General features: G+C 66.4%; 10 protein-coding genes. 9 read left to right on the plus strand and 1 reads right to left on the minus strand.

Features of this window, described 5'->3' with window-relative positions:
- Positions 1-37 precede the first annotated feature (37 nt).
- Both BLR99_RS15990 and holA read left to right on the plus strand, forming a co-directional pair.
- Complete coding sequence (locus BLR99_RS15990) at positions 38-544, plus strand: LPS-assembly lipoprotein LptE (protein ID WP_011797552.1); 507 nt, start codon at positions 38-40, stop codon at positions 542-544.
- A 43-nt stretch (positions 545-587) separates the two neighbouring features.
- Positions 588-1,634 (plus strand): DNA polymerase III subunit delta, encoded by a 1,047-nt coding sequence (holA, locus tag BLR99_RS15995; protein ID WP_017438341.1) that lies wholly within the window; start codon positions 588-590, stop codon positions 1,632-1,634.
- 125 nt (positions 1,635-1,759) lie between these two features.
- Here the strand turns inward: holA and BLR99_RS16000 are convergent, their stop codons facing one another.
- A complete protein-coding gene (locus BLR99_RS16000; RefSeq protein ID WP_017438342.1) occupies positions 1,760-2,062 on the minus strand; it encodes a hypothetical protein in 303 nt (100 codons plus the stop codon).
- A 90-nt stretch (positions 2,063-2,152) separates the two neighbouring features.
- Here BLR99_RS16000 and BLR99_RS16005 point away from each other — a divergent pair, with 90 nt between their 5' ends.
- The 7 genes from BLR99_RS16005 to gshB all read left to right on the plus strand — a co-directional run bounded on the left by BLR99_RS16005 (position 2,153) and on the right by gshB (position 12,141).
- A complete protein-coding gene (locus tag BLR99_RS16005) occupies positions 2,153-3,433 on the plus strand; it encodes a glutamate-5-semialdehyde dehydrogenase (RefSeq protein WP_048857597.1) in 1,281 nt (426 codons plus the stop codon).
- A gap of 51 nt (positions 3,434-3,484) precedes the next feature.
- Positions 3,485-4,963: a Trk system potassium transporter TrkA gene (gene trkA / locus BLR99_RS16010; protein WP_048857596.1), complete on the plus strand. Its 1,479-nt coding sequence runs from the start codon at positions 3,485-3,487 to the stop codon at positions 4,961-4,963.
- A 35-nt stretch (positions 4,964-4,998) separates the two neighbouring features.
- Positions 4,999-6,465 carry a TrkH family potassium uptake protein gene (locus tag BLR99_RS16015; protein WP_074687363.1) on the plus strand — a complete coding sequence of 489 codons (1,467 nt, stop codon included), beginning with the start codon at positions 4,999-5,001 and terminating at the stop codon, positions 6,463-6,465.
- A gap of 113 nt (positions 6,466-6,578) precedes the next feature.
- Positions 6,579-7,874, plus strand: a complete 1,296-nt coding sequence (gshA, locus tag BLR99_RS16020; protein WP_011797547.1) for a glutamate--cysteine ligase — start codon at positions 6,579-6,581, stop codon at positions 7,872-7,874.
- Between the two features lie 146 nt (positions 7,875-8,020).
- On the plus strand, positions 8,021-9,889 hold the full coding sequence (locus BLR99_RS16025) for a potassium transporter Kup (RefSeq protein ID WP_011797546.1): 1,869 nt from the start codon (positions 8,021-8,023) through the stop codon (positions 9,887-9,889).
- Between the two features lie 86 nt (positions 9,890-9,975).
- Positions 9,976-11,163: a benzoate/H(+) symporter BenE family transporter gene (locus BLR99_RS16030; protein WP_011797545.1), complete on the plus strand. Its 1,188-nt coding sequence runs from the start codon at positions 9,976-9,978 to the stop codon at positions 11,161-11,163.
- Positions 11,164-11,190: 27 nt separating this feature from the next.
- Positions 11,191-12,141: a glutathione synthase gene (gene gshB / locus BLR99_RS16035; RefSeq protein WP_017438367.1), complete on the plus strand. Its 951-nt coding sequence runs from the start codon at positions 11,191-11,193 to the stop codon at positions 12,139-12,141.
- Positions 12,142-12,653: the final 512 nt, after the last annotated feature.

Here is a 12,653-nt window from a genome sequence, read left to right on the forward strand (position 1 = left end):
GCTGCCCCTGAATCCACTGCATAGGAGAGCCCGCTTCATGCTGAACAGCAAACGCACGCTCCTGGCCCTGATGGCCGTGGCCCCCCTGGGCGCCTGCGGCTTCCGCCTGCGCGGCGCGCCGGAGTTCCAGTTCCGCACCCTCTATATCCAGGCCGGCAACGGCTCGGCCCTCGCCCGGGAACTGGAGCGCACGCTGAAGGGCGCCGGTGGCAACCTCACCGTGCTGCGCGATCCCGCCGAGCTGCCCAAGGCCGAAGCGGTCTTCGAGCTCCTGTCGGAGCAGCGCGAGCGCGTGGTGGTCGGCTACAACGCGTCCGGCCAGGTGCGCGAACTGCAACTGCGCCTGCGCATCCGTTTCAGGCTGCGCAACCAGCAGGGCACGGAGCTGATCGCGCCGACCGAACTCGTCCAGCAGCGCGACGTGAGCTACAACGAGAGCATCGCCCTGGCCAAGGAGGCCGAAGAGGCGCTCCTCTACCGCAACATGCAGACCGATCTCGTGCAGCAGTTGCTGCGGCGTCTGGCCGCGGCGCGCATGCAATGAGAATGGTCTGGCCGCTCCCCTGCGGGGCAGGTCGTGCATCGCCATGCAGATCGCGCTGAACCAGTTGGTCGCCCACCTCCAGAAGGGGGTACGCCCGCTCTACACGCTACATGGCGATGAGCCGCTGCTGCAACAGGAGGCCGCGGATGCCATCCGCGCCGCCGCGCGCGGGCAGGGCTACACCGAGCGCAGCAGCCACACCGTGGCCGGTGCGCACTTCGACTGGAGCGCGGTACTGGCGTCGGGCGGTTCGCTATCGCTTTTCGCGGACAAGCAGATCGTGGAAATCCGCATTCCCTCGGGCAAGCCGGGCAAGGACGGCGGCGCGGCCCTGCAGCAGATCGCCACGGCCGCCGCAGGCAACGAAGGCACGCTGACGCTCGTCGTGCTGCCGCGCCTGGACAAGGCCACGCGCACCGGCGCCTGGTTCTCGGCCCTGGACCGCGAGGGCGTGAGCGTGCAGATCGACCCGGTGGAGCGCGGCGCCCTGCCGCAGTGGATCGCGCAGCGCCTGGCGGCGCAGGGCCAGCGCGTGGCCGCGGGGGAAGAAGGCCAGCGCACGCTCCAGTTCTTCGCAGACCGGGTGGAGGGCAACCTGCTGGCCGCCCACCAGGAAGTCCAGAAGCTCGCCCTGCTGCATCCGCCTGGCGAACTCTCCTGGGCGCAGGTCGAAGCCGCCGTGCTCAATGTGGCACGCTACGACGTCTTCAAGCTTTCCGAGGCCGTGCTGTCCGGCCAGGTGGCGCGCATGCAGCGCATGCTCGACGGCCTGCAGGCCGAAGGCGAGGCCGAGGTACTGGTCCACTGGGCCCTCGCCGAAGACATCCGGTCCCTGAAGCGCGTGAAGGATGCGGTGAATGCCGGCAAGCCCCTGCCCATGGCCCTGCGCGAAAACCGCGTCTGGGGGACGAAAGAGCGGCTCTTCGAGCGCATCGTGCCCCGTTTTTCCGATGCCGCCGCATCGCGCCTGCTGCAGTCCGCCCACATCGTGGACGGCATCGTGAAGGGGCTCAAGGTGCCCGACTGGCCCGCCGATGGCTGGCAGGCACTGCACCGCCTGGCGCTGCAGCTGTGCAAGGCGGTGAAGTGAACACCCCCTGAGTCGCCTGCGGCGCCTTCCCCCTCAAGGGGGACGACGCCAGCAGCCCGGCGAAGCCGGCTCTGCGGCGTCTGCTGGCGTGGCCTGCTCCGCGGCCATTGGACGGGTGAAGCACGTCAGTGCATGCCCCCGATTTGGGCCCGTGCCTTGTCCACCCAGGCCTGCAGGCTGTCGATCAGGCCGCTCTGGCTGAACGAGCAGCTTTCCTCGGAGAACAATGCCGAGGATTCGAGCCGGTCCAGCAGGTCCCAGAGCACCTGGGCATAGCGCGGCGGCAGCGCGTCCAGCAACACTGACTGTGCACGCGCCAGGCCGCTGAAGGTGTGCGGCGCCATGCGCGCGGTGCGCAGCTCCGCCAGGGCCGTGGCGAGGGTGGTGAGCTGGGCGGCTGGCAACGGTGTGGGCGGGGTGGTCGTCATGGCGCGCGAGGGTAGCAAAACCGGGACGTGCCGCCTGGCGGGGAAACCCGCGCCGGGCGGGCAACGCAGCGATGCGTCAAAATCACGCCCATGAACGCGCAGCACATCGCCGAAACCCTCCACGCCCTCGGATCCCAGGCCAAGGCCGCCTCCGCGCTGATGGCCCGGGCGCCATCGGCCGTCAAGAACCGTGCGCTGCTGGCGCTGGCCCGCCGCCTGCGCGACAACACCACCGCCCTGCAGGCGGACAACGCCCGCGATCTCGAGCGCGCCCGGGCTGCCGGCCTCGCCGAACCCATGGTGGACCGGCTCAAGCTCACTCCCAAGGTTCTGGAGACCTGCGCCCTGGGCTGCGAACAACTCGCGACGATGGGCGACGTGATCGGCGAGATCTCCGGCATGCGCCAGCAGCCCAGCGGCATCCGCGTCGGCCAGATGCGCGTGCCGATCGGCGTCTTCGGCATGATCTACGAAAGCCGCCCCAACGTGACCATCGAGGCCGCCTCGCTGAGCATCAAGAGCGGCAACGCCTGCATCCTGCGCGGAGGTTCCGAGGCCATCGATTCCAATCGCGCCCTCGCGCGCCTCGTGCAGGAGGCGCTCGAGGAAGCCGGCCTGCCCGGCGATGCCGTGCAGCTCGTGCAGACCACCGACCGCGAGGCCGTGGGCCACCTCATCGCCATGCCGCAGTACGTGGACGTCATCATCCCCCGCGGCGGCAAGGGCCTGATCGAGCGCATCAGCCGCGATGCCAAGGTGCCCGTCATCAAGCACCTGGACGGCAACTGCCATACCTACGTGGACGACCCCTGCGATGTCGCCATGGCCGTGAAGGTGGCCGACAACGCCAAGACGCAGAAGTACAGCCCCTGCAATGCCAGCGAGGGGCTGCTCGTCGCGCGTGGCGTGGCCGCCGAATTCCTCCCCCGGATCGGCGCCGTCTATGCGGCCAAGGGCGTGGAGATGCGCGGCTGCCCGGAGACCCTGGCCCTGCTGGCCGGCGTGCCTGGAGCTACGCTCGTACCCGCCACCGAACAGGACTGGTCCGAGGAATACCTGGCGCCCATCATCAGCATCAAGGTGGTGGAGGGCCTGGACGAAGCCATTGCCCACATCAACCGCTACGGCAGCCACCACACCGACGCCATCCTCACGCGGGACCACATGCATGCCCAGCGCTTCCTGCGGGAAGTGGACTCGGCCAGCGTCATGGTGAACGCCAGCACCCGCTTCGCCGACGGGTTCGAATATGGCCTGGGCGCCGAGATCGGCATCAGCACCGACAAATTCCATGCGCGCGGCCCGGTGGGCATCGAAGGGCTCACCTCGCTCAAATGGGTGGTGCTCGGCGAGGGCGACATCCGCGCCTGAGCGGCCGCCTGCGGGCCTCCAGCCTCCAAACCCCTTCATCGTTCCTGCCGCATGAAGATCATCATCCTGGGCGCGGGCCGCGTGGGCGAGAGCGTGGCCGACAGCCTGGTGTCCGAGAAGAACGATATCACCGTCATCGACACCGATGCCGGGCGCCTGCGCGACCTGGAGTCGCGTTTCGACCTGCGTGGTGTCGTGGGTAGCGGCATCGACCCCGATGTGCTCGCAGAGGCTGGCGCCGCCGATACCGACCTGCTCATCGCCTGCGCCGCGCTCGACGAAACCAACCTGGTCTGCTGCAAGATCGCCCAGCTGCTCTTCAACATTCCCACGCGCATCGCACGCGTCCGTTCGTCGGGTTTCGGCACCGGCGACGATCGGGGCCGGGCCCTGCTCGGCAAGGAGGGCTTCGCGGTGGATCGCATCATTTGCCCGGAAGAGTCTCTCACGCGCTACATCGGCAAGCTCGTGCAGTACCCCGAGGCCCTGCAGGTGCGTGAATTCGCGGGCGGCCGTGCCTGCCTGGCCTCCGTCCGGGCGCGGGGCGGCGCCCCGGTCGTGGGCATGCGCATCGCCGACGTGCGGGCCAGCGCTTCCGAAGTCGCCATGCGCGTGGTCGCGATCTACCGCCGCTTTCCGGAGGAGCCCGACCGCTTCGTCGCCTGCGACGGCACGACCCGGATCGAGGCAGGCGATGAAGTCTTCGTGCTCGCTGCCCGCGAGCAGGTCCCGCGGGTGCTGGCGGCACTGCACCAGCGCGGCGGCGTGCCGCCGCGGCCGGTACGCCGCATCATGATCGCGGGCGGCGGTCGGGTGGGGCTGCGGCTCGCACGCCAGCTGGCGGAGCAGGGGGGCTTCCACGTCAAGATCCTGGAATCGAATGCCGATCGCTGTACGGAGCTGGCGTCGGTGCTGCCCGCGGAGGTGCTCGTGCTGCACGGGGACGCCACCGACGAAGACCTGCTCGGCGACGAATGCATCGAAGAGGTGGACCTGTTCCTCGCCATCACCGACGACGACGAGGACAACATCATGGCCTGCCTGCTCGCCAAACGCATGGGCGCGAGCCGGGTGTTGGCGCTCATCAACCGCCGCTCCTACGCCGACCTCATGCACGGCACGCAGATCGACATCGCGCTCTCGCCGGCACAGGCCATGCTGGGCGAACTGCTCGCCTACGTGCGCCGCGGCGACGTCCAGGCGGTGCACAGTCTGCGCCGCGGCGTGGCGGAGGCGCTGGAAATCGTCGCCCGCGGAGACCGCAAGAGCTCGCGCGTGGTCGGCCGCCGCGTCGGCGAACTGCACCTGCCGCATGACGTGCACATGGGCCTCATCGTGCGCGGGCTCGGCGAACACGCCACGGCCGACGCGGGCGAGGGCATGTCGGTGCCTGCCGGTGAGCCCGAGGTCATCATTCCGCACAGCCATACCGTGATCGAAAGCGGCGACCATGTCGTCTTCTTCCTCCCGAACAAGCGGCTGGTGCGCGAGGTGGAAAAGGCCTTCCGCGTGAGCGCGACGTTTTTCTGATCGCGATGTCCGTGCCTTCCGCGCTTTCCGAGGCCCTGCCGGATCTGCTGCCGGTGCTGCGCGTGTTCGGCGCGTTGCTCGCGATGTTCTCCTGGGCCCTGGCCGTTCCCCTGGGTGCATCCTTGTGGGCAGGGGAAGGCCTGTGGCCGGTCTATGCCGCCAGCCTGGGGTTCGCTCTCGCATGCGGTGTCGCACTCTGGCTCGGCCTGCGCCGGCACGCACGGGAATTGCAACCCCGCCACGGGGTCATGCTCGTGTCGCTGGTCTGGCTGCTGCTGCCGCTGTTCGCATCCCTGCCGCTCATGGGGGCGCTCCATGCCATCGGTCGCCCCATCGGCTTCACCCATGCCTACTTCGAGGCCGTCTCCGGGCTCACCACCACCGGCGCGACCGTACTGTCCGGGCTCGACTCGCTGCCCCTGTCGGTCAACATCTGGCGCACCTTCATGCAATGGATCGGCGGCATGGGCATCCTGATCCTGGCCGTCGCCGTGCTGCCGCTCCTTGGCGTGGGCGGCAGCCAGCTCTTCAAGGCCGAAGCCGCGGGCCCCGTCAAGGACACCAAGCTCACTCCCCGCATGACCCAGACGGCCAAGGGACTCTGGGGCGTGTACGTCGTGTTCTCCCTGGTCTGCGCGCTCGCGTTCTGGGCTGGCGGCATGGTGGTTCCGGATGCGCTGATGCACATGTTCGCCACGGTGAGCCTCGGAGGGCTGTCACCCTACGACGCCAGCTTCGGCCACTTCCACTCGCCCCTGCTGGAAGCGATTGCCATCGTCTTCATGGTGCTGGCCAGCTGCAACTTCGCGCTGTATTTCGTCGCCCTGCGCAAAGGGCACTGGCGCACCTGCTGGCGCGATCCCGAACTGCGTGCGACCGTGTGCACCCTGCTCGGCAGCGGCCTTTTCGTGGCGCTGCTGCTCTGGTTCAAAGGCATCTACGGGCCCCTGGACGCGTTGCGGCACGGAATGTTCCACACCGTGTCCGTGGCCACCACCACCGGCTTCGCCACCACCGACTACCTCGGATGGCCGGTATTCGCCCCGGTCTTCCTGCTCATGCTGTCCGGCGTGGCGACCAGTGCCGGCTCCACGGGCGGGGGCATCAAGATGGTCCGTGTGCTCATCCTCCTGCAGCAGGCGCGCCGCGAGATGACGCGGCTCGTGCACCCACGCGCGGTGCAGCCCGTGCGCCTGGGCGCTGCCGTGGTCGAGAACCGGATGATCTTCGCCGTGCTGGCCTACATGCTGGTCTATGGCGCCACCATCACGGTGCTCAGCATGGTTCTGCTTCTCACCGATCTGGACGTCGTCACTGCCTTCAGCGCCGTGATCGCCAGCGTCCACTGCACCGGCCCGGGCCTGGGTCTCATCGGTCCCGCTGCCAATTACGCCGTTCTCACCGATTTCCAACTCTGGGTCTGCACGCTCGCCATGCTGCTCGGCCGGCTGGAGATCCTCAGTTTCATGGCGCTGTTGACGCCTGCCTTCTGGCGGCGCTGACGGGTGGAACTTCGCGGCGCGGAGAGCTTGCGAACCGGGCCCGCGCCCCCAAATCCCTACAATCGACTCCGCTTTCGGCGCAATGCCGTCTTCGCCGCTTTCCGAGGGTACCCATGGTTCCGCATCTCATCACCGCCCTCACGGGGCCGATCAACGAACTAGAACAACGCATCCTCGACGCCATGCCCGCGATCGAGCGCTGGTTCCGGCTCGAGTGGATGGAGCACACCCCGCCCTTCTACACCTCGGTGGACATCCGCAACGCCGGCTTCAAGCTCGCGCCCGTGGACACAAACCTCTTCCCGGGGGGCTGGAACAACCTCACGGCCGAGATGCTCCCGCTGGCCGTGCAGGCGGCCATGGCCGCGATCGAGAAGATCTGCCCCGAAGCGCGCAACCTCCTCATCGTCCCGGAGAACCACAGCCGCAACACGTTCTACCTCGCGAACGTGATCCAGCTGCAGCGCATCTTCAACATGGCCGGGCTCAACGTGCGCGTGGGCTCCATCAGCCCCGAGATCAAGAAGCCGACCACCGTCACGCTGCCCAACGGCGACTCGGTCACGCTGGAGCCGGTGGTGCGCGACAAGGGCCGCCTCGGGCTCAAGAACTTCGACCCCTGCACCATCCTGCTCAACAACGACCTGTCCGCCGGCCCTCCGGGCATCCTGGAGGACCTGCATGAGCAGTACCTGCTGCCGCCCCTGCATGCCGGCTGGACCGTACGCCGCAAGAGCCGGCACTTCCAGAGCTACGAGGAGGTTTCCAAGCGCTTCGGCAAGCTCCTGGGCATCGACCCCTGGCTCATCCATCCGCTCTTCAGCCACTGCGAAGGGCTGGATTTCAGCGAAGGCGCCGGCGTGGAGGCCCTGCGCTCCGCCGTGGATGCGCAACTGACCAAGGTCCGGCGAAAGTACAAGGAATACGGCATCAACGAAAAGCCGTTCGTCATCGTCAAGGCCGACAACGGCACCTACGGCATGGGCGTCATGACCGTGCGCGACGCCAAGGACCTCGACGCGCTCAACCGCAAGACGCGCAACAAGATGGCCATCGTCAAGGACGGCCAGCCGGTGACCGACGTCATCATCCAGGAGGGCGTCCTGACCCGCGAGCGCGTGCACGAGGCCGTCGCCGAGCCCGTCGTTTACATGATGGACCGCTACGTCGTGGGAGGCTTCTACCGCATGCATGCCGAGCGCGGCGTGGACGAGAACCTCAATGCGCCCGGGGCGAGCTTCGTGCCGCTCGCCTTCGAGCAAAGCACCCATCTCCCCCAGCCCGGCGCCAGGCCCGGCGCCAGTGCGCCCAACCGGTTCTACATGTATGGCGTGATCGCCCGGCTGGCCATGCTGGCGGCCAGCTACGAACTCGAGGCGACCAACCCCGAGGCCGAGATCTACGAATAAGCCCCTGCGCAGCGGCGCGCCCGTCCTGCTTAGTTGCTGCTCTGCAACATGGAGCGGGCGGCCGGAGCGCTTTCCCTGCTCCTTGTCACAATAGCGGTCCCCCAATACCGGAACCCCGTCCGGCATGGTGCCGGAGGGACCCTGCAGTGCAACGCTCCAAATCCTCGCTTGCGGCGCTCACACTCGGCGCCATCGGCGTCGTATATGGCGACATCGGCACCAGCGTGCTGTATGCCGTCAAGGAAGTCTTCGGCTCCGGCCACGTGGCCTTCACGCCCCAGAACGTCTACGGCGTCCTCTCCATCCTTTTCTGGACGCTCACCACCATCGTCTCGCTGAAGTATGTCGTGCTCGTCCTGCGGGCGGACAACAACGGCGAAGGCGGGCTCATCGCCATGCTGGCACTGGCCTCCCAGGCCGTGAAGGACAAACCGAGACTGCGCTCCGCGCTGCTGGGCATCGGCGTCTTCGGAACCTCCCTGTTCTACGGCGACGGGGTCATCACGCCCGCCATATCCGTGCTCTCGGCGGTGGAAGGGCTCGAGGTCGTTTCGCCGCACTTCGGCAAAGCCGTCATACCCCTGACGCTCATCGTGCTGTTCTGCCTGTTTGCCGTGCAAAAGCGCGGCACCAGTGGCATCGGGCGCTACTTCGGCCCGGTCACGCTCGTGTGGTTCACCTCCATCGCCGCCCTGGGCGTGCCGCACATCGTGGGCCATCCGGAAATCCTGGGCGCCCTCAGCCCGCACCACGCCCTCGGCTTCATCTGGCGCAGCCCGGGAACGAGTTTCATCATCCTCGGCGCCGTGGTCCTCTGCGTGACCGGTGCCGAAGCCCTCTACGCCGATCTCGGGCACTTCGGAAAGAAGCCGATCCGCCTGGCATGGTTCAGCGTGGCCATGCCCGCCCTCACCATCAACTACTTCGGGCAGGGCGCCCTGCTGCTCGCGGAGCCGGAAGCCGTCAAGAACCCTTTCTACATGATGGCTCCCGACTGGGCGCTCATTCCGCTCGTGATCATGGCCACGATGGCCACCGTCATCGCGTCCCAGGCCCTGATCACCGGAGCATTCAGCGTGACCAAGCAGGTCATCCAACTGGGGTACCTGCCACGGCTGAACATCCTGCACACCAGCGTGCGCGATACCGGCCAGATCTACATACCGTTCGTCAACTGGGCGCTGTTCCTCGCCATCGTCCTGGCCGTGGTCATGTTCCGTTCCAGCAGCAATCTCGCGGCCGCCTATGGCATCGCCGTCACGCTGGACATGCTCATCACGACCGTGCTCACCTTCTTCGTCATCCGCTATGGCTGGCGGTATCCGCTGGCGCTGTGCATCGCGGCCACGGGCTTCTTCTTCCTCGTGGATCTCGCCTTCTTCGGCTCCAACCTGCTCAAGCTGCTGCAGGGCGGCTGGTTCCCGCTGATGATCGGCTCCATCGTCTTCATGCTCATGATGACCTGGAAGCGCGGCCGCGAGCTCCTGAACGAGAAGCTGCGCGCCGATGCCATCGACCTGAGGGACTTCCTCACGGCGGTGTTCGTCAATCCCCCGACCCGCGTGGACGGCACGGCGGTCTTCCTGACGGCGGAGCCGGGAGCGGTGCCGAACGCGCTGCTCCACAACCTCAAGCACAACAAGGTCCTGCACCAGCAGAACCTTTTCGTCACCGTACGCAACCACGAAGTCCCCTGGATCGGCCTCGACAAACGCCTGCAGGTCGAGGCGCTCGGCGGCGACTGCTGGCAGGTCATGGTGCACTACGGCTTCAAGAACGACCCTGACCTCCCGGGCGCGCTGGCACTCATGCGCGGGCGCGGGTGCGAACTGGAGTCGATGACCACCAGCTACTTCCTCTCCCGGGACGTGGTCACCCCGACGATCGGCAGCGGCATGGCACCCTGGCGGGAAAAGCTCTTCGCCCAGATGCACCACAACGCGAGCGGCGCCGCAGGCTTTCTCAACCTCCCCAGCAATTCCGTGGTGGAACTGGGCTCCAAGATCGAGATCTGAAAGACAGGAAGGGGCAGCCCCGGGCAGCCCGGGGCCATCCTCATGGAGCAGGATGGACGCCCGAGAGTGACAGAATCCTGCCCCTCATGCGCTCCTTTCTCAGAGATATCAGCCTCTCCGCCGCCGCGGCGGGATTCGTCGCGGTACTGGTGGGATTCACCAGTTCGGTCACCCTGGTCTTTCAGGCGGCCCAGGCCTTCGGCGCCACGCCCGCCCAGATCACTTCCTGGATGTGGGCCCTCGGGCTTGGCATGGGGCTGTGCTCCCTGGTTCCTTCGCTGCTGCTGCGCCAGCCCGTGATGGTGGCCTGGTCCACGCCCGGTGCCGCGGTGCTGGCGTCGGCGGGCCTGGCCGGCGGATATTCCATGGGGGAGGCCGTGGGCGCCTTCATGCTGTGCGCCGTACTGATCGCCCTGGCGGGGGCCACCGGCTGGTTCGAGCGAGCCATGCATCGCATCCCGGCGGAAATCGCCTCTGCACTGCTGGCCGGCGTCCTGGCCCGGTTCGGCATGCAGGCTTTCGCGGCCGCCCAGACCGCACTGCCGCTGATCCTGCTGATGCTCATTACCTACCTCGTCGCGCGCCGCCTGCTGCCGCGCTACGCCATCGTGGTCACTCTGGCGGCTGCCATCGCGTTCACGGCCGCACAAGGCCAGATATCCCTGGCGGCCGTGCACCTCGCCTGGGCGGTGCCGGTGTTCACGGCCCCGGCATTCAGTGTGTCCGCAGCCGTCGGGCTGGCGTTGCCGCTCTTCGTGGTGACGATGGCATCGCAGAATCTTCCGGGGGTGGCCGTCATCCGGGCTTCCGGCTACCCGTTGCCGGTGTCCCGCCTCCTGACGATGACCGGGCTGGCCACCCTGGCGCTGGCGCCTTTCGGCGCCTACGCCTTGAACTTCAGCGCCATCACCGCCGCCATGTGCATGGGCCCCGAGGCGCACGAGGACCGGTCGCGCCGCTACACCGCTGCCGTAGCCTGCGGTGCGCTGTACGTCGTCATCGGTCTGTTCGGTGCTGTGGTCACCGGGCTGCTGTCCGCTTTCCCGCGCGAGCTGGTGGTTGCCATCGCCGGTCTGGCACTGCTCGGAACCATCGGTTCCGGCCTGTCCACCGCGTTGCGCGACGACGCACACCGTGAAGCTGCGCTCATCACCTTCCTTGTCACCTTGAGCGGTGTCGTGATCGCCGGTGTCGGCTCCGCCTTCTGGGGCGTGGTCGCCGGCGTGCTCACGCTATTTGTGCAACAGTACGGACGCCGCCCCCGCGGCGCCTGACGCCACCTTCCCAGCCCAGACGAGACCATGAACATTCTTTTCGTTGCCGATCCGGTCGAACACTTCAAGATCTACAAGGACACCACGTTCTCGATGATGCGGGAGGCCCAGCGCCGGGGGCATGTGGTGAGCGTTTGCGAGGCCGGCCATATCCGCTGGGAGCAGGGGAGCAAGGTGACGGCGCGCGTACGCGACCTCCACCTCACGGGTGACGCGCAGGCCTGGTTCACCGTGGCAGGTGAGCGCGAGGCCGAGCTCTCCGGATTCGGCGCCGTGCTCATGCGCAAGGATCCTCCCTTCGACAGCGAGTACTTCTATGCCACCCATCTCCTCGAGCAGGCGGAGCGGGAGGGGGCGAGGGTCTTCAACAAGCCCCGCGCGCTGCGCGACCATCCCGAGAAGCTGGCCATCATGGAGTTTCCCGACCTCATCGGGCCTACGCTCGTCACGCGGGATGCGGGCGACATCCGGCGCTTCCACGCGGAACATGGGGACATCATCCTCAAGCCGCTGGACGGGATGGGCGGCATGGGCATCTTCCGGGTCAAGGCCGACGGACTCAATCTGGGCAGCATCATCGAAACCCTCAACCACGATGGCGCGCAGACCGTCATGGTGCAGAAGTTCCTTCCCGAGATATCCGAAGGAGACAAGCGCGTCCTCATCATCGGAGGGGAGCCCGTGCCTTATTGCCTCGCACGCATCCCCCAGGGATCGGAAGTCCGTGGCAACCTTGCGGCTGGCGGCAAAGGAGTGGCTCGCCCGCTCTCGGCCCGCGATGTCGAGATCGGTCGCCGGCTCGGCCCCGTGCTGCTGGAGCGGGGCATGCTGCTGGCGGGCGTGGACGTCATCGGGAACTGCGTCACCGAAATCAACGTGACGAGCCCCACCTGTTTCCAGGAGATCTTCGACCAGACGGCATGCGACGTCCCCTCCCTGTTTGTCGATGCGCTGGAAAAACAATTGAAATTGCGCTGAGGCCACTTTTTGTTGCTATACTAGCGGGCTTCGCTACTGAGATTGCTGCGGTTCCTGAGAGGGCTGCGATGAAGGTAGGTGGCGAAGGCGGTAGAAGAGAAAAGTTTTGCCAAGAGTTGCGCTGGTGGAAAAAACTGGTGTAGAATTCAAGGCTTCGCTGATCTGAAGTGTTGCAAGAAATTGCGGTGGTTGAGGTTGGCGGGTGGTTGGAAGTCGAAAGACAAATAACCACAAAGTTTGACAGGACTTTAAAAAATCTGTTAAAATTCAAGGCTTCGCTGATTGCAGCGAGTCAGAGGAAAAGAGAAATCTGATCTTCCGGTTCCTTAAAAATATACAGCCGATAAGCGTGGGCGTTTGATGGCGAGTGCCAAGTTCTTCGGAACTAGTGCTTAGCACTACAAACGCTCATGAGAATAGAAGTGAAGTTCACTTCAATTCCGTTTTTATGAGTGAAGTCGAAAGACTTTAAATTTCAAGATCGAACTGTAGAGTTTGATCCTGGCTCAGAT

The sequence above is a fragment of the Paracidovorax citrulli genome (assembly GCF_900100305.1).
GTDB lineage: Bacteria > Pseudomonadota > Gammaproteobacteria > Burkholderiales > Burkholderiaceae_C > Paracidovorax > Paracidovorax citrulli.